A 17,683-nucleotide genomic window follows, 5' to 3' on the forward strand; every position below is an offset into this window, starting at 1 on the left:
GAAAAGGATAGCAAGAAGTCACCATGCCAGAACTACCGGAAATAGAAGTCTCCCGAATGGGCATCAGCCCACACCTCACCAATCAAAAGATTCAGCAGATAGTGATAAGGCAGTCGAAATTGCGCTGGCCTGTATCAGAAGAGCTCAAGTCTTTGTCTGGTGTGCGTATTGACCGTATTTCTCGTCGCGCCAAATATCTGCTCCTAGAAACTGAACTGGGTAGCATAGTTGTGCACTTGGGCATGTCGGGCTCATTGAGAGTTTTAGAGCAAGGTGTAGAACATGGTAAACATGACCATGTGGACCTATTGCTCACCAATGGGAAACTCCTTCGCTATAACGATCCTAGGCGATTCGGATCTTGGCTTTGGATCCCTGCTGGCGAGTCTCTATCTATTTTGAACAACCTGGGCCCAGAGCCTCTCTCTGAGGTGTTTAACACAGACTATATAGTCCCTTTGGCCACCAAGCGCCGAGTGCCGGTCAAGCAGTTTGTAATGGATAACAAGGTCGTCGTAGGGGTGGGAAATATCTACGCCAATGAATCCTTGTTTAATGCTAGAATTCACCCGTTAAGACCTGCAAATTCATTGAGTTACCAAGAGTGGCAACTGCTGGTGGAACAGATAAAACTGGTTCTCGCCAAGGCTATTAAACAAGGTGGCACCACTCTCAATGACTTTGAACAACCGGATGGCAAGCCGGGCTATTTTGCTCAGGAACTTCAAGTTTATGGCAAAGCAGGGGAAAAGTGCCCTGAGTGCGGTGAGGTCATCCAGCAGAAGATGGTAGGTCAGAGAAATACGTTTTGGTGCGAGACGTGCCAAGTTAAGGAAAAAGCATGAAATATTTAGTAACCGGAGCCGCCGGATTTATTGGTAGTGCTGTTGTTGAGCGTCTAACTGAAGCAGGCCATCAGGTAGTAGGCATCGATAACATGAACGACTACTATCAGGTCTCTTTGAAAGAAGATCGTCTTAAGCGTATCGAGCATTCAAGCTTTACGTTTAAGGAGATCGATCTTGCGGATCGTGACGGTATCGCATCCCTGTTTGAACAAGAACAGTTCGACATTGTTATTCACCTTGCTGCGCAGGCAGGGGTTCGTTATTCAATCGACAACCCGTTAGCTTACGCAGACAGCAATCTAGTAGGACACCTTACTATTTTGGAAGGTTGCCGACACAATAAAGTGAAGCACCTGGTTTATGCATCTTCGAGCTCAGTGTATGGCTTGAATCAGAAGATGCCATTTGATACCTCAGACTCTGTTGATCACCCAATCTCCTTGTACGCGGCAACCAAGAAGTCAAATGAGCTGATGGCTCATACCTACTCGCACTTGTATGGGGTGCCAACCACAGGCTTGCGCTTTTTTACTGTTTATGGCCCTTGGGGTCGCCCGGACATGGCTTTGTTTAAGTTCACTAAGGCGATAGTGAATGGCGATACTATCGACGTATACAATAACGGTGACATGCAGCGAGACTTCACCTATATCGATGATATTGTCGAAGGTATTATACGAATTCAAGACGTGATCCCAGAGCCAACTGCGGATTGGACCGTTGAACAAGGCTCACCAGCGACAAGTTCTGCGCCTTATCGCGTGTATAACATAGGTCATGGCAGCCCGGTTAAACTGATGGAGTTTATCGAGTCCCTCGAGGATGCGTTAGGTATCGAGGCCAACAAGAACTTTATGCTGATGCAACCGGGTGACGTATACGCAACCTATGCAGATACCCAAGATTTGTTTGAAGCTACAGGATACAAGCCTCAGGTAGGAGTCAAGGAAGGCGTAAAAGCCTTTGCTGATTGGTATCGTGAGTACTACAAGCTTTAATCGATTGAAGTAATTAAGAAAGGTTTAGCCGAGCTAAACCTTTTTTTTTGATCTGTTCGAAAACAGAGGCGGGAACAAACCCCTCAACATCACCACCGTGTATGGCAACCTCACGCACTATAGTAGATGAGAGGAAGGCATACTCTTCTGATGGGGTCAGGAAGATACTCTCAAGCTCAGGGACGAGTTTACGATACATGCTGGTTAGACCGAACTCATACTCGAAATCCATAGTTGTCCTAAGACCGCGCACTAAAAGGTTAGCTTTTTTTGTCTTGGCGAACTCAACAAGCAACCCGGTAAACCCTTCTACCTCGACATTTCCTAGGTGACTTACTGCTTTTTTAAGCATCGCAACGCGTTCTTCCAAAGTAAACATGGTGTTTTTGCTTGGGCTAGCGGCAACGCAAACGGTCAGTTTGTCGAACATCTTGGCAGCTCGGGTAATGATATCTAGGTGGCCGTTTGTGAGTGGATCAAAGGTGCCGGGGTATAGAACGTGATTTTTCATGGTAGTTTAGTCCAACTTAAAGTCTGTAACTGCTTTTGTAAACATATCAATTACTTGCTCTGATTTTATGCGGCTCATCGCATCTTTGTCTTTTACTCTTGTGCGCCAGTCGAGTTTTTCGATTGGAGTACTAGTTTCGGCCTTAATAGCTTCTTCATAGGCTGAAACAACATATTCTTGGTATTGATAAGGACCGGTGCGTTTAGGATTGTGATGTGCGTATAGCCCTATTACTGGGGTATTCATCGCATTAGCCATGTGAGTAGGACCTGTATCTGGGGCAACAACTAAGTCGCATTGATCTATCAATGCGAGCATTTCAAGCAGTTTGCTTTTTCCTACTAAGTTGCATAAATCGCCTTTGATGCTATTTTCTAAGTTTTGAGCTAGCTCAACTTCAATCGGAGCTGGGCTACCGGCTAATATAACCTGCCAATTTTGCTTTAATGCGTAATTAATAAGACTCAAATAGCCCTCATGAGTCCAGTTTTTATATGCTTTAGATGCTGCAGGAACAATCACGAGGCTTCGTTTAGAAGAGTCTAGCTGTTCTTTTGCCCAATCACTGTCAGTAGGCGAGTAGGCCAGTGTCCAAGAAGCTTGATGGCTCGGTACGCCTAGCTTACTTGAAAAGGCCATAAGTCCATCTAAAACGTGCATAGATTCAGGGGACTTTACTTTGTGATTCGTAAAAAGAGTTTGGAAATCTTGACTACGTTTTTTATCAAAACCCAGTTTGTATTTCGATTTGATACCTAAAGTTGCAACACTTGCTCTAATTGCGTATTGCATGTGAAGAAGAGCGTCAAACTCTCGCCCCTTTAAAGATTTCCACAGAGCTAGATAAGCCTGTATTCCTTTGTTTTTGTCAAAAACTATAACTTCTATATTTTCAACTGCTTGCAGTAATTGCGCTTCAATCTTACCTGTAATCCATGTAATTTTAGTCTGAGGCCAATGTTGTTGAATACCTTGAATTACAGCAATGGTATTACACACATCACCAATGGCAGATAGCCTAAGAATACAAAGGGATTTAGGAGCACAAGAGAAAAGCGACATAATGGTCTCTATTGAGATTGATGGATAAATTATGCAGTTGCTTGGGTTAATTGTAAAATGAGGAAGTGATTGATTTATTTCGAGGTTTATCGTTGGAAACTCTGAAACTGCCTAACGAACGTATTTGGTTTGATAAAGAACTACTCGATGTCCCAGCAGAGCTTAGTTGTGAAGCTCCTTATTGGTACGTTCAGGACAAGGTAGTTGGTACCGCAAAAGGCCGGGGAATAACCTGGTTTGTTCAATTAAGCAAGCTTCAAGGTGCATTGCGCCATTATCGCCGAGGGGGCCTGTTCGGAAAGCTGGTTAAAGACAGTTATTTGTTTAAAGGCTGGCAGACAACCCGTAGCTATCAAGAGTTTATATTACTTAAGAATCTCAGAGAGTCTGGCGTAAATGTGCCAAGGCCAATTGCCGCTCGAGCTAAAAAATCAGGGCTTACTTATCGTGCTGATTTACTGAGTGAGCGTATTCCTAATGCTAGCGACTTGGTAGCTATACTCGAGAAAAATACGCTCTCTTCTGAGATATATTCATATATTGGTAAGCAGATCAAGAGACTGCACCAGGCACAAGTAAACCATACGGATCTCAACATTCACAATATCTTGCTGGATAATCGAGACAAAGTTTGGATTATCGATTTCGATAAGTGCTATCAGCAGGAGGGAGAGGGATGGAAGCCGGCAAATCTAGAGAGATTGAAGCGCTCTTTCCTCAAAGAAGTTGAGCGCTTCGGTATTAATTGGCAAGAGAGTGATTGGGATATTCTAATTGAGAGCTATCGAGAGACTATTTGATGTAAGGGGCAATTGCAGTTAGCGTTTTCTCTAATGCTCCTTGATTCTCTCTCACTACCTCAAGAGCATTTGCCCCCATCTTTTCTCTTAGATTCTTATTTTTGAATAGAAGCTGTAGCTGATTAGCTATCTCATCGCTATCAGCACAAATCATAACTGATTGTTTATCAAGTAGTTGATTGGCTATGTCGGTAAAGTTGAAATAACTAGGGCCATTTAGCATCGGCTTACCCAGTGCCGCCGGTTCTAATAAGTTGTGCCCACCGACTTTGTCACCTACCAAGCTACCAGCCATAAAGCAGATATCTGCACTCTCAATTAGCAGTAGCATCTCTCCCATAGTGTCGGCAACATACACTTGGGTATCTGATGTGACTGTTCGCTTGCTAGTGCGAGCTATTGTTTTTAGCTGCATGCCTTTGCTTAGTTCGATAACGTCATTGAATCGCTCTGGATGGCGGGGTACTAAGATAAGTAAAGCTTGTGGTTGATGTGAGAGTAGCTTTTGATGAGACTGTAGCAGTTGCTCGTCTTCTCCCGCGTGAGTACTAGTTGCGATCCAAACTGGTCTGGCTTCACCTAATTGTGCTCGCAGCGTTTGGCCTGCAACAATGGTCTCTGCAGGTACAGCAATATCGAATTTCAAAGAACCAGTGACAGTGGTCTTAGTCTTATCTACACCTAAGCGGTTGAAGCGACCAGCATCATCTTTATGCTGACAGAGGAAAAGATCGATATTTTGACTGATGGTGCTGAAAACAGCTTGAACCTTTTGATATCGAAGGCAAGAACGCTCAGAGAGTCGCGCATTGATCACAGTGATAGGTATGCCAGACTTTGCCACTGTGTGCAGTGTATTTGGCCACAACTCCGTTTCCATAATCAGCATACAGCTTGGTTTAGTAGCCTTTAGAAATCCTTTAACACACCAGCTAAAATCGATGGGCATGTATTTGTGTTCCGCTAAATCTTTAAGCTTTTGGGCTTGTTCTGCACCTGTTGCTGTCGTTGTTGTAATCAGAATATTTTGATGCGGATACCGTGCTTTTACGGCTCTAATTAGCGGAGTAGCAGCAATGATTTCGCCTACCGAGACTGTGTGAAACCAAATAGGATTTATCCCTTCAATGGGGGATGTAATACCAAAGTACTCGGTCCAGCGATTCCCTACATTTGGTTTGCCGTGTTTACGTTTTAGTAGTTTATACAGCAATAGTGGAGAAAGAATGGCGAGTACTATAGTGTAAAATATTTTAATCAAACTATTGATCTCATTAGCCAAAACGTGAAGTGTAGTTTGAAAGGTTATGAAGTAAAATCAAGATAATTTTAGGATAAGCATCTAATCAGTAGTTCATAGTCGCTTTTAAAATGGAGCAATTACTTTGCATATATGTCACGTTAATCTGGCTTCGGGTTTTAGCGGAGGAGAGCGGCAAACACTAGAGATGATTAAGCAACAGCTTAGATTAGGCTTGCAACTCACGCTAGTGGTGAATCCAAATAGCCCCCTTTTAGGAGAGGTTGAAGGGCTAGGCTGTCGCGTATATACCGCCAAGAAATTCTGGAATCTACATTTCAGATTAAAAAGAGAAGAATTTGACTTAATTCATGTCCATGATGGCAAGGCTGTTCATTGGGCGTATATTCAACATCTCCTTTATAAGATGCCTTACATCATTACTCGCCGAATCGATAACCCGGTTAAGAAAAAGTCTTACCGGCAGTACCGTGCCGCCTCTGTACTTGTTGGGCTAAGCCGAGCGATTTGCGATTGCCTTAAAGAAGCATGTCCTGAATCAAAGGTTGAGAGAATCCCAAGCTCACCGGTGACCTACCCTGTTGATGAAGAACAAGTTAAAAAAATCAGGAGCACCTACAATGGCAAAACCTTGGTCATTCAAGCTGCCAATATGTACGAGCACAAAGGTTTTGATGTTTCAATTAGGGCTGCTGAGATTGTAGAAAAATTCCACCCTGAAGTGCAGTTCGTGTTTCTTGGTGACGGTCGAATGAGGCAAGAATTAGAGGAGCAAGCGAGTGGACTTAGTAATGTACACTTTGCTGGTAAGCAAGCAAATATGGGAGACTGGTTCGCTGCCGCAGATCTAATGATACACCCAGCTTATACTGAAGGATTGGGGTCAGTTATTTTGGAGGCACTTAATACAGGTTTGCCTGTAATTGCAACAAGAGCTGGTGGAATTCCAGATATAATTGAAGATGGAGTGAATGGTCACCTTGTGGAAATTGGGAATGCTCAACAACTAGCTGAGAATTTGGTCTTACTCTCTAGGTTTGAGTCCAAAAAGTCGATACTTGTTAGCAATATAGCTAATAGCTTACAAGAGTTTCGCATTGAGCATACAGCCAGAAAATACATTAGCATCTATGAATCATTGAGTTAAGAGGCTGTGATGGACAAATTAAATAAGAAAATACAAGCTGCATCTCACTCCGGAGCTAAGCTTAGTTTAGAGCGATCTGACGGTAGATTTGTTGTAATTAAACGGATTTACGATTCTTTCGATAGGGCTGAAAAATCATTAAAGAAGCAAGTAGATTTTAGTGACATACGCACTGGTGCGTACAAGATTTGTTCAATTCCTATAAGTAGCGTTATTCGAGAGTCAGGTTATCTTGAGTTCACAATGCCATTTGTTGATGGAATTGGCGGAGATGTCATTACCTATAAAGGTAACAAGTCAGTAGCTGACAGTTTAAGGGTTACTTTAAATGGCTACCTATTAGATACCCTCGCTAGGGGCAAAGAGGAAGCGATTTCGGGAGAAAAATTCACCCATAAACTATTGGATATTCAAAGTAAGTACTTTGGAGATAGCCCTGTCGTGCTCCAAGCAATAGATAAAGCTTTAGAGTTATCGAAGCAGGACTTTATTTTCCCTATTGGTTATTGCCATGGAGACCTTACGTTATCCAATATCAAAGTAACTCAAGATAATAAATTGTATTTGTTTGATTTTTTAGACGGGTTTATCGAGACGCCTTTACAAGATGTTGTAAAGCTTAAACAAGATTTTGATTGTGGTTGGAGTTTCAGGCATGAAAAGCAAAGTTTAGCTCTGAAGGGAAGAATGTTTTGTGAATCAGCTTATCCAGATATGATTACTACTATTTCAAGGTTATATGAGAAAGAGATAGAGTTGCTTGAGCTAGTAAACCTTCTTCGCATTGCACCATATATTAAAGAGTCAGATAAGGTTACTCAGGATTGGTTAGACAAATCGCTATCCAAGAATATTGAGAATTAATTAAGAAGAGAGAATTATGTTTTCATTACTATTACCAGTTGCTGGTCGTTCATCAAGATTCCCAAATATGAGACCTAAATGGCTATTGACTATGCCTGATGGGAAGTTGATGATTGAAAAATCGGTGGAAGGTCTAGAGTTATCTAAATTTGATAATATCATTATTATCTGTTTAAGAGAGCATCTAGATCTGTATGTAAATGAACAGTTTATTGTGGATAGTTTTGAATCTGCCACTGGATTTAAACCTACGCTATGTATTTTAGATGAACCAACATCGTCTCAATCTGAGACAATATATGCTGCTGTTAAACAGACAGAAATTGAAGGCAGTATCTTCATCAAGGATTGTGATAATATTTTTACGTGTGACCCTCAACCTGCAAACTCTGTCGCAACTATAAATTTAAATGATATTGAGTTAGTGGATGCGAAAAACAAAAGTTACGTAGATGTTAATTCTTTAGGTGTTATATCTAATATTGTTGAAAAGAATGTGATTAGTAACTCCTTTTGTTGTGGTGGATATAGTTTTGAATCAGTGAGTGAGTTTATCGATACATTTGATTCTATTTCAAGTGACGAAGAAGTCTACATTTCGCATATAATCTATAAAATGCTCCTCAATGGAAAAGAGTTTAGAGAGGTCCATGCTTCTCACTATACTGACTGGGGAACATTGAGAGAATACCGTCACTATTGTAAGAAGCACATTACTCTATTTTGTGATGTTGACGGAGTACTACTTAAAAATGGTAGTAAATTTTCTAAACATGGATGGAAAACAACAGCTATAGAAGAGAACTTGAGAAAGATATCAGAGTTACAGCGAGCTGGATTACTGTATCTAGTATTGACATCTTCTCGCCCTGAAAGTGAAGAAGAATACACTGTTAATGAACTGAAAAAGCATGGCGTTAGAACAGACCGCGTTGTGTTTGGTCTGCCTCATACAAGAAGGTATTTAGTTAACGATTATTCACCTACCAACCCTTATCCGTCAGCTGTTGCGATAAACCTTGAACGCGATAGTAAAATTTTAGATGCATTGTTTGATGACTAAGTATGTTTGAAGATATTAGCGTAGTTGTACAAGGGCCTGTACAGGCCCTCAAAGATAGAAAACAAGATGATGGTATAACTCAAACTTGCCTTAAATCTGTAAGAAGGCATTTGCCTGGAGCTACCATTATATTGTCTACATGGCATGGTCAAGATTTAAACGGCTTAGACTATGATGAATTGGTTCTGTGTGACGATCCTGGTCAGAATATACGTCAGTATAATTCTAAGGGTGAACCTCACTACTTTAATAACAATAGACAAATTGTATCTACAACTGAAGGGCTGAAGAAGGTCAAGACCAAGTATGCGATTAAGCTGCGCTCCGACAATTACCTTACAAGCAATGCTTTCGTTGACTTTCAAAAATATTTTAAAGGCTACTCTGATAAATATAAATTTTTAAATGAAAGGGTTGTAGTTTGTGATGTTTTCACTAGGAAAATTGCTAAAGGATTACATGTTGCATTTCATATTAGTGATTTTTTCTATTTTGGTCTAACAGAGGATTTGCTATCGTTGTGGGACCTACCGTTGGAAGTTGACTTTGTTCCTACAGATAGAGTACCCATTGATAATTGTGCTCCTTATCATTTGGTTGATTGTACACAATTATTTGTTTTGAAATTCCTTGATAAAGTCGGATTTAATATAAATTTAAGGCATCTTCATGATTTATCAGGCGATAAACTTAAAATATCTGAAGAGTTTATTGCAAACAACCTTATTATTTTAAATGAGAATGAGTTAGGCCTAGGCCTTTCTAGTAAGTTCAAAGGCAAAGCTAAAGTTAATAGTTTTAAAGGTAAATGTGCTCACTATCAGTATTATGAATGGCAGCGTCTGTATAAAAAGTATGTCAACCACAATCATGTTATTGATGCTAAGCTAAGCCGTAAGATTAGGGTAGCGTTAACTAGATTTATTCTTATATACCCAAGAAGTATAGAAACTATATTTAATATATACAGAAAAAAACTGACTAGGTGACAGGATGAGAGTTCTGGTTATTTGTTTTGATAATGTTGGGGATGTGGTTTTTAGCTCTCTAGTTCCAATGTCAATTAAAAGTAATTTTCCCAACTCAAAGGTTGATTACCTTTGTAAACCTTACGGTGAAGTTGTTGCTAATTTAATACCTAGTGTTGATAATGTATTATCGATTAAACCATACTGGGCTAAAAACAAAAGTGATAAAGGAAAGTTTATTGATTTCTTGAAACTTTTTTTAAATTTAAATAAAAACAATTACGATATAGTTATAAATGTATCAAAAAGCTGGAGGCCAAGTTTATTTTCAAGACTTATCCGAGTAAAGGAAGTAATCGGCTTCAAGAGTAAAAAAAATAACTTATTCTTAACGAAATCAGTAACAGGATATTCTAAAAATATACCTGTTATGGACTCAATTTCTTCGCTGCTGACTCTAATCGATATTGAGGTTATAGAACCTAAGTATTCTTTAGATATTGATTTTTCGAGAAAATTACCTGAAAAGTATATTGTATTACACCCTTTTGCAGGAGATATCAGTAGGTGTGCCCCACTAAAATTATGGCTAAAACTAGCGCAAAGCTTAAAAGATAAATTAAAAATAGTGTGGTTTGGAACACCTAAAGAATTACAATTGCTTAAGGATAGGCTAGGAAAATCGGTTTCAGATCACTATTTCTCAGACACATTGTCCGATAATAATTTTCTGGATGCCATAGCTTTATTACCAAATGCTGAGTTGTTTATCGGACATGACTCTGGTCCATTGCATATAGCAGCTTCTTGTAAGGTACCTGTTTTAGGTCTCTTTCTCCCTGGAGAGCCTAATAGAACATTTCCTCAGGGAGGCGGAATATCAGATATTATATATAAAGAAGAACCTTCGCTTCTTGTTTATCAAGAGTTCCAGGATAAGGTTTTTGAATTGTTAGAAGTCACTGGATCAAAATAATCGAATAGTACTTTTTTATGGCTAATTAAAAATAATTCTGTACTTCTAGAGAAAGGCAGAAAACACCTTGTCAAATTCTGGGTATGTGTTGATTTCTAAAATTCCTCTTACACTTTCCAGATTATTTATGGATAGCCTTTCTCTTAGAACTCTACTATTGATAAGCTCTGTCAGCATTTCAGGTATCTGTTCAGGATGTTGATTAGAGTATATATACTTTCTAGATTCATTTTTTAAAATTTCTGAAGCTCCTACGTCTGTGTTTGTAATTATTGGACAACCGCAGGCCATTGCTTCCGCTACAACTCTACCAAATTCTTCTATCCGAGACGGAAGAATGAAAACATCAAGAGCATTGAAGTATTCTTCAATGTTATTTTGAATAGGTAAGAATAGTATTTTCTCTTTGATATTTGAACTTTCAATAATTGATAAGTAGTGTTCAGGAATATTGCTTTCACCTATCAATAGAATTTTAATATTTCTAGAGTCTTTTTCTGAAATTTCAGTTAAAGCCTTGAAAAATATATCCAAACCTCTTTTTTTAAAGTCACCAGATGTAATTAAACCGATCAATATCTCATTGTTATTGACGTTTAAAGAGTTTCTTATTTCTTCTATTCTTTCATCATCTATTCTATGGAATTTCTTCTCATTCACAGCAGGATATACAACAGTAATGTCTTTTTTTGGGATTCCAAATCTAGTATTTAAGTCCGACTTTGCTAATCCAGAGTTTGCAATTATATGCTTGAAGCTACGGTTTTTAAAAATAGGAGTATGGATTCTATACATATCATCTGATTCATCTATATCGTCACCGTGAATTTTTTCATAGGCTAAGTGAATATTGTTGTGAATACAATGAATATCAGGGTTTTGGTAGTCACCATGACCAATTGTAAGGTCAGGCTTTATGCTTCTTCTTATTTTGTCACATTGCTTTGAATAAAAAGACCTACGTTTATACCCAGACAACCAAGGAAGCCTAAGGGTTTTATGAGGGATTGCTCCAAATGACTTTATACTATCAGTGTCAAGAGTTTCTGCTGCTATGTTTACTTCATAACCTTTTGAGACAAAATAACGAATTTGCTCATAAACATTTCTGCTGGTGCCAGTATGAAGCTTTTTGAGATTTTTATTACAGATTAATATTTTCATTTCTTTTTGATATCTCTCTGACCCATAAATCAGCATAGCGGGTAAATACAGTATTTGCACTTAGTACAGCGAGTAAAAGTCCATGTTTACCATCTAGAAAGCCGAGCTTAATAAAGTACATCTTGAAGAATCGGAAGAAGGCATGAGATATTGCTTTACCTAAGCTAGAGCGCTTTTTCCCTTCTCGCTGATCAGCCCATGACCTTATATAAAGATTTGTCTTGGATGTATATTGCGTGAGACTATCAATAGTATAATGGAGAAGATCACCATTTAGTTTTATTATTTTCGTATTATTAGGAACAATTACTTTCTCGTGAACTTGAGAGTTATTGTAGGTTGTATGGTTCCTTGGATAAAGACGGACAATTCTATCTGGATACCATCCAGAGTGTCGTATAAATTTGCCAAATGCCCAAGTCAGTCTGTTTACAGAAAAGCATGTTTTTAGATCTGATGTTTTTACGGCGTTTAAAATAGATTCTTTCAACTCAGGTGTAACAACTTCATCGGAATCGATAGCAAACACCCAGTCTGCACTCAAGTATGACTGTGCTGTTTGTCGTTGTATTCCGAAACCTTCCCAGTCAGTTTTTACATGGATATTTTGAGTATACCTTTTGGCTATCTCTAAAGTTTGATCAGTGCTTCCTGAGTCTAATATGACGATTTCATCAGCCCAATCTTGGATGGAAGATAAGCACTTATTTAACGTCTTATCAGCATTCTTTGTTATTAATAGGATTCCAATTGTTGCCACTTTACCCCCTGATATTAAAGCTGTCTACTGGATTTATTTAATCTTAATCTCATTTTAATATAACTCCTCGCCCCGCTTCTAATAAAGAAGTAAATGTTTTTTAGTTTCCATTTAGTGATGGTAAGTACATTTTCATGTGTATCTAAATTAAAGTTTTTACAATAAAGATAATGCCATCTTCTATAAGTAAAATGCTCTGAGAAAAAATTATCTTTGTGTCTTAGTCGCTGAGGAACTACTAAGTTTAGCTCTTCTTCCCCTAAAATTATCAGGTTGTTAATCATATATTTATACGATTGGTATATGCTTTTTTTGTCGCCGAATTTGTCTTTTAGGGTTACATTGTGGTGTTTGCTTATATATGCAAGCCATAACTTTTGTTCAACGTGGTGTTGCTTATATGGCATATTTTCATGTTGGAGTTTGTTCTTTATTTTTGAATTGTATAAGTAATCATCAAATAAGGGTATGTCCCATAAATCAACTAAATCAGAAGTGAGACCAAATTGAAAGAAATCTGAAATAAAGAACGGTATTATTAGCCCTTGAGTAAATTCTTTAGAGAAATGAGTAGTTGTTATAACTCTTTTTTTAAAAATAGAGTATTCGCTATCTCGATGGCTGTTAAATCTATCGAAGTAACTCAATAGGTTATCGCTATTAAGTATATTATCAGCCCTTAATTTCACAGCATACTTTGTTTCAACAGTTTTTAGGCCAGAGATTGTAGATACAATTTGCCTATTAATATTGACTGTGTGAGGCTTGTTTTTTCTATTGTAGCTGATTGTCGTTGGCCCTGGATCTTCATTCATGATAATATTATCGGCTACAATATCGTTTATATTTTCATTTTTCCAAGTCGAGACTATTATCTTACAGTCATGAAAGTTTTCCCTAAGAGTACTTATTGATTTTTTTGTACTATCGACGATGGGACCTTGGATTACAAATGTAATGTCTTTTCCTTTTATCATTGTACTATTTAGTCTCCATTAAGTGTCTAAAGTAACTTTCATGCTCAGTGACTGCTCTTAACAGACTGAATTCTTGCTCCATTCTTTTCTTAGAAGCTTTACCCATGGATGCTAAGTCGACTTCACCAGAAATAAAAAGCTCAATGGCTTTTGTTAGTTGCTCTTTGTTTCCTGCAGTTACAACCTTACCGTTAACATCATCAGTGATGAGTTCTGGGGACCCTCCAGTTGTCGTGACAATAGAGGGCTTGCTTACTGCCATCGCTTCGATGATTGTTTTAGGTAACCCTTCGCCACTAACTGAAGGTTGAATCTGAAAATCTGACATAGCCATCAGGTTAGAGATGTCTTTCCTGAAACCCAAAAAGTGAATCTGCGCAGACAAGGCAAAATTTTGCGCATATTCTTGCAAAGCTTCCATTCCATTGCCGACTAAGACTAGGTGAAAATTGGGGTTATCGATGTCTTTAATAGCGTCCAAAAGTACTTTAACACCTTTCGATGGCCTCGAATTGGCAACGCATATCCCTATCTTGCTGCCTTCAGGAATGTTGAGATCAGCTCTAGGAACGGGAGAAGGGTCATACCAGTCAGTGTCATGTCCTTTGTGGATAGTGACGATATTTTCTTTATTGTGCCATACCTTTTTCAATACTTGTTGCCTAACCGCCTCACTCACACAAACAACACCATCTACGCGAGGATGTAGAGCTGTTAAGTAAGACGTAGGGTCATATCTATGTAGCCCACTAATTGTTCCCCTATATGCTATGAGCTTGGCTTTTGTGCCTATGCATGCAAAGGCTGCATTGGGAATGGTTTTAGAGTTGTAGGCGTAACATATATCTATATTTTTGCTTTTAATTATGGATCTAATCGTTTTTATCGAATCAAAGCAGATCTTTTTCGAAGGGTAAGAGTCAACGACCTCTATGCCAAACTCTTTAAACCTAGAGACGTATTCAGCATCTCCTTGGGTCACAATGGTGATTGAATGTCCTTGTTTTGAAAGCTCGATATAGACTTCAGCTTCGGGTCTAACCGCGTGCCAATTGCTTTTATAAGAGCTACAGACCAGTATATTCACTTTTCGCTACCTCGGGGCAGTTTGGCATAAAATAGAGCTGTAAAGATAATGAAATACAGAATTCCAGATTGATGATTGATAAAGTTTTGTGTCAGTGCGTAACCCATCGTAGATGCAACATGCACAATACCAAGTAGGGCATAGATAGACTCTGTTTTAATGTAGGATAGAGTAAATAGGTATAAAGGGTAACCAAAGAACCCCAACAAGACTATTAAACCTATGCTGCCTTTAATCGAAGCTTCTTCGATGTAATTATTATGTAAGCGAGAGTGTTTGAGGATGCTTCTGTCTGCAAATCCGTCATTTATCGCTTCATGTTTGCTTTTTATGCGATCGGCATAGCCGGTGCCAAATACAGGGTTATTAATGAACGCATGTAATCCCGCTTTCCACATTTCAAAGCGATAACCAACGGAGGTGTTACTTTTGTCTTTAGTGAGGTAAACATCTATCTGCTTGTAAGCAACAGCAACTCGCTTGCTGACCGATGAATACCCCATCACTGAAATCAATATCGCAGAAACTAATATTACGGCAGTAGCGCGGCGGGATATTACCTTACGGTGCAATATAAGGATTGCGATTATTATAAATGGACTAAGCACCCATCCGCCACGAGCACCGGAAAGAAAGCTCGCCGAGATCCCGAGTAAACAGGCAAACGTTGCGAAAGCTATCGGTTTGTAATCTTTGCCTTGTTTTATGAACTCAAAGACTAAAGCTAAAGAAAACAGCCCTAGAGACATTGAAAAGTTACCCGATTGAATAACCATAAAGCCAGGGATGTCGAACGCTCGCACTCCCAAGATAAAATAGTGGTAGTAGCCCAACAACCCAGTAAAAATACCTCCTAAAAGGAGACCAGATACAAGAAAACGCTCAGATGGAGGGTACTTTAACAGCAGCATTATGGTTGGGATTACTAATAAAGCTCGGCTTGGAGCATCAAGATTTTTTAGTTCACCACCCATCAAAAGAACTGACAGAGCTGTACAGAAAAAGTACATAGAAAGGGCGAGAAATAGCCGCTTATCTTCTTTTGTTAGTTTAACGTTTTTAGTATGAGGCAGTGCGAATAGGCTGATCACTATAAGAGGGATAGTAAACCAAGCATAGCTGTTTTCAGCGACTAGAAAAAACGCAGGAATGAGCAGTGCGAATATGGAAGTAAGTCTAGGTAATTGATTAGTCATTAAGTAATTTACTGATGTCTGAGGGAGCAATTTCATTCAAGCATCTAAGGTGTCCAAGTGGACACTCTCGTTTAAAGCATGGACGACATTCGATCTCTGTGTTTACAATATTCAACTTCTCTGTCAAAGGTGGCGTATATTCTGGAGAAGTAGAGCCATAGATACCTATGACATGGCTTCCAACGGCGGCTGCTACATGCATTAATCCTGAGTCATTGCTGACAACATATTTACATTGTGACAGTAGATCTACAGCTTCTTCTAATGAGGTTTTTCCAGCTAAGTCAAATATGTGCTCTTGATTTGAATCTTTTTGAGAAGAAACAATTTGAGATGTGGTCTCTTCATCCTTTTGTGAACCAAATAACCATACTTGGTAACCATTATCTAATAGTTGACCTGCTAGTTCGGCATAGTGCTCTGTTGGCCACTTTTTTGCTGGACCAAACTCCGCTCCGGGGCATAATCCAACGATCTTAGAGTTAAGATTAAGTCCAAATTTTGTCGCACTCTTTTCAACTATTGTTCTATCCAATACAAGCTTTGGCCATGGGATATTAGTCAAACCACCAAGGCTTGATGAATCCAACATATCCCCTTTAGGGTGGGCGAGTGCCACATACCTTTCTACCATATAAGTAAAAGACTTTTTATTCAGGCGAATATCATTGAGCAAACCATATCGACTCTCTCCCTTCCACCCAGTTCGGATAGGGATACCAGCAAAAAATGGAATTAATGAAGACTTCGCAGAGTTTGGTAATACATAAGCATGATCATACTGCTTTGAGCGTAGCTGTTTACCAATTTGATATCTTTGAGTGAGTTTGAATTCACCATGAGAGAGTGGCATATCAATAGCTTGATGTATCTCAGGCATCCTTGTTAGCAGGGGCTTGCACCAAGCAGGAGCTAAAACGTCTATTTGGCTATTGGGGCTTTGTATTTTAAGTTGTCGATAAAGAGATTGACTCATTACCATGTCGCCAACCCAGGAGGGGCCTATGATGAGTATCTTTTTCATTGGGGTTCTTCAGGTAGGGGAGTATCGTAAATATATGAACCATCTTGCTGAGAGTGCAAAAGCTTGAGGTTCCACATGTATTGTTCGGGCTTGTCTTGGCAACACATTTCAATAAATCGATTCATTGCAGTCGCGTCTCCCTCTGGTGTTTCAGTTGGAAAATTTTCCAATGCCGGATAGATATCAATCACAAATCTGCCTGTTTTAATATCAAACTCTGTCCAAAGCGGAATAATCTTAGAGTTGGTTGTTTTGGCTAAAAAACCCATTACGGGGAGCGTTGCCTTCGTCGTAGCACAAAAATCCACAAACACGCTCTTTTTGGCGCCATGATCTTGATCTGGCAAGAAATAGCCAATGTAGCCATCATTAACCGCTTTAATGAAAGGTTTTATACCGCCAGATCTTTCGTAGAGTCGGCCACCATAGCGCTTGCGCTGCTTAGACATAGCCCATTCGCTCAATGGATTCTTTTGGCTCTTGACCATGGTGCAAACAGAATGTCCCTGGGAAGCAAGTAACATAGCAAAGACGTCGACAGACCATGTGTGAGGCACTAGAAAAATGATATTTTGGTTTGTGGATCTTTGTTCGTTAAAATTTTCTAACCCATTCACAACAGTATTTCTAGCCAGCCACTTCCTGTTGCGCAGTGTCAACAGAGGGAAACGCATGAGATAAGCCCCTGCTGTCGATATCATATTATAAATGATCTCTTCACGTTCTTTTTGGGGCATTTTAGGGTAGCAATAACTCAGGTTTACCCTTGCTCTCTGGGCTTGTCCTTTTGACCTAGAAACTACTTTCTTGGCCGCACAAAGCGCAAGCCATCTATGAAGTCGTAGGGGCATTAAACTGAATGGGATGGCAAATAGGATACCAAGCCAAGTTGCCCAGTACTTAGGAGCTAAGAATCTTGTCTCGAATTTAGGACTGTATTCTTTAGGGTCGAAGTCATAGCGCGTGTTTTTCATTTG

At 39.3% G+C, this 17,683-nt stretch carries 18 protein-coding genes; 8 read left to right on the top strand and 10 right to left on the bottom strand.

The annotated features are described in order from the left end of the window. The first annotated feature begins 23 nt into the window (after positions 1–23). Together mutM and Pcarn_RS00700 are read left to right on the top strand one after the other, a co-directional pair. Positions 24–845 carry a bifunctional DNA-formamidopyrimidine glycosylase/DNA-(apurinic or apyrimidinic site) lyase gene (gene mutM / locus Pcarn_RS00695; RefSeq protein ID WP_261834504.1) on the top strand — a complete coding sequence of 274 codons (822 nt, stop codon included), beginning with the start codon at positions 24–26 and terminating at the stop codon, positions 843–845. After that, positions 842–1,846 carry an NAD-dependent epimerase gene (locus Pcarn_RS00700; RefSeq protein ID WP_261834505.1) on the top strand — a complete coding sequence of 335 codons (1,005 nt, stop codon included), beginning with the start codon at positions 842–844 and terminating at the stop codon, positions 1,844–1,846. The genes mutM and Pcarn_RS00700 overlap by 4 nt, the downstream gene beginning before the upstream one ends. 13 nt (positions 1,847–1,859) lie before the next feature. Here the strand turns inward: Pcarn_RS00700 and coaD are convergent, their stop codons facing one another. Together coaD and Pcarn_RS00710 are read right to left on the bottom strand one after the other, a co-directional pair. Then, on the bottom strand, positions 1,860–2,357 hold the full coding sequence (gene coaD, locus Pcarn_RS00705) for a pantetheine-phosphate adenylyltransferase (RefSeq protein WP_261834506.1): 498 nt from the start codon (positions 2,355–2,357) through the stop codon (positions 1,860–1,862). A 6-nt stretch (positions 2,358–2,363) separates the two neighbouring features. Next, positions 2,364–3,419: a glycosyltransferase family 9 protein gene (locus Pcarn_RS00710; RefSeq protein WP_261834507.1), complete on the bottom strand. Its 1,056-nt coding sequence runs from the start codon at positions 3,417–3,419 to the stop codon at positions 2,364–2,366. A 92-nt stretch (positions 3,420–3,511) separates the two neighbouring features. On the opposite strand from Pcarn_RS00710, the gene Pcarn_RS00715 reads away from it, so the two are divergent. Beyond that, positions 3,512–4,219: a 3-deoxy-D-manno-octulosonic acid kinase gene (locus Pcarn_RS00715; RefSeq protein ID WP_261834508.1), complete on the top strand. Its 708-nt coding sequence runs from the start codon at positions 3,512–3,514 to the stop codon at positions 4,217–4,219. On the opposite strand, the gene waaA is transcribed toward Pcarn_RS00715, so the two are convergent. Continuing rightward, positions 4,212–5,480, bottom strand: coding sequence for a lipid IV(A) 3-deoxy-D-manno-octulosonic acid transferase (gene waaA / locus Pcarn_RS00720; protein ID WP_261834509.1), 1,269 nt, complete (start codon positions 5,478–5,480; stop codon positions 4,212–4,214). The genes Pcarn_RS00715 and waaA overlap by 8 nt on opposite strands. A 124-nt stretch (positions 5,481–5,604) precedes the next feature. Here waaA and Pcarn_RS00725 point away from each other — a divergent pair, with 124 nt between their 5' ends. The 5 genes from Pcarn_RS00725 to Pcarn_RS00745 are packed head-to-tail and all read left to right on the top strand — an operon-like array spanning position 5,605 to position 10,498. Further along, positions 5,605–6,627: a glycosyltransferase family 4 protein gene (locus Pcarn_RS00725; protein WP_261834510.1), complete on the top strand. Its 1,023-nt coding sequence runs from the start codon at positions 5,605–5,607 to the stop codon at positions 6,625–6,627. 9 nt (positions 6,628–6,636) lie between these two features. After that, positions 6,637–7,491 (top strand): phosphotransferase, encoded by an 855-nt coding sequence (locus Pcarn_RS00730; RefSeq protein WP_261834511.1) that lies wholly within the window; start codon positions 6,637–6,639, stop codon positions 7,489–7,491. 16 nt (positions 7,492–7,507) lie between these two features. Next, positions 7,508–8,554: a hypothetical protein gene (locus Pcarn_RS00735; protein ID WP_261834512.1), complete on the top strand. Its 1,047-nt coding sequence runs from the start codon at positions 7,508–7,510 to the stop codon at positions 8,552–8,554. A gap of 2 nt (positions 8,555–8,556) precedes the next feature. Next, positions 8,557–9,543: a WavE lipopolysaccharide synthesis family protein gene (locus tag Pcarn_RS00740; RefSeq protein WP_261834513.1), complete on the top strand. Its 987-nt coding sequence runs from the start codon at positions 8,557–8,559 to the stop codon at positions 9,541–9,543. 4 nt (positions 9,544–9,547) lie between these two features. Then, positions 9,548–10,498 carry a glycosyltransferase family 9 protein gene (locus Pcarn_RS00745; RefSeq protein WP_261834514.1) on the top strand — a complete coding sequence of 317 codons (951 nt, stop codon included), beginning with the start codon at positions 9,548–9,550 and terminating at the stop codon, positions 10,496–10,498. A gap of 45 nt (positions 10,499–10,543) precedes the next feature. On the opposite strand, the gene Pcarn_RS00750 is transcribed toward Pcarn_RS00745, so the two are convergent. Genes Pcarn_RS00750 through Pcarn_RS00780 form a run of 7 tightly spaced genes read right to left on the bottom strand, consistent with a single transcriptional unit; the run spans position 10,544 to position 17,680 of the window. Beyond that, positions 10,544–11,662 carry a glycosyltransferase family 4 protein gene (locus Pcarn_RS00750; protein WP_261834515.1) on the bottom strand — a complete coding sequence of 373 codons (1,119 nt, stop codon included), beginning with the start codon at positions 11,660–11,662 and terminating at the stop codon, positions 10,544–10,546. Further along, positions 11,643–12,422, bottom strand: a complete 780-nt coding sequence (locus tag Pcarn_RS00755) for a glycosyltransferase family 2 protein (protein WP_261834516.1) — start codon at positions 12,420–12,422, stop codon at positions 11,643–11,645. The genes Pcarn_RS00750 and Pcarn_RS00755 overlap by 20 nt, the downstream gene beginning before the upstream one ends. Positions 12,423–12,436: 14 nt before the next feature. Continuing rightward, entirely contained in the window at positions 12,437–13,399 is a 963-nt protein-coding gene (locus tag Pcarn_RS00760) for a WavE lipopolysaccharide synthesis family protein (protein WP_261834517.1), read from the bottom strand. Positions 13,400–13,403: 4 nt separating this feature from the next. Beyond that, positions 13,404–14,486 (bottom strand): glycosyltransferase family 4 protein, encoded by a 1,083-nt coding sequence (locus tag Pcarn_RS00765; protein ID WP_261834518.1) that lies wholly within the window; start codon positions 14,484–14,486, stop codon positions 13,404–13,406. Next, the gene (locus Pcarn_RS00770; protein WP_261834519.1) at positions 14,483–15,682 is read right to left on the bottom strand and encodes an O-antigen ligase family protein; all 1,200 of its coding nucleotides are present in this window, start codon (positions 15,680–15,682) and stop codon (positions 14,483–14,485) included. Before Pcarn_RS00770 ends, Pcarn_RS00765 begins: the two co-directional genes overlap by 4 nt. Further along, complete coding sequence (gene waaF, locus Pcarn_RS00775; RefSeq protein ID WP_261834520.1) at positions 15,675–16,706, bottom strand: lipopolysaccharide heptosyltransferase II; 1,032 nt, start codon at positions 16,704–16,706, stop codon at positions 15,675–15,677. The genes Pcarn_RS00770 and waaF overlap by 8 nt, the downstream gene beginning before the upstream one ends. Beyond that, positions 16,703–17,680, bottom strand: a complete 978-nt coding sequence (locus tag Pcarn_RS00780; protein ID WP_261834521.1) for a lipid A biosynthesis (KDO)2-(lauroyl)-lipid IVA acyltransferase — start codon at positions 17,678–17,680, stop codon at positions 16,703–16,705. The genes waaF and Pcarn_RS00780 overlap by 4 nt, the downstream gene beginning before the upstream one ends. Between the last annotated feature and the right edge of the window lie 3 nt (positions 17,681–17,683).

It is taken from the genome of Vibrio ishigakensis, from assembly GCF_024347675.1.
GTDB classification, from domain to species: Bacteria; Pseudomonadota; Gammaproteobacteria; order Enterobacterales; family Vibrionaceae; genus Vibrio; species Vibrio ishigakensis.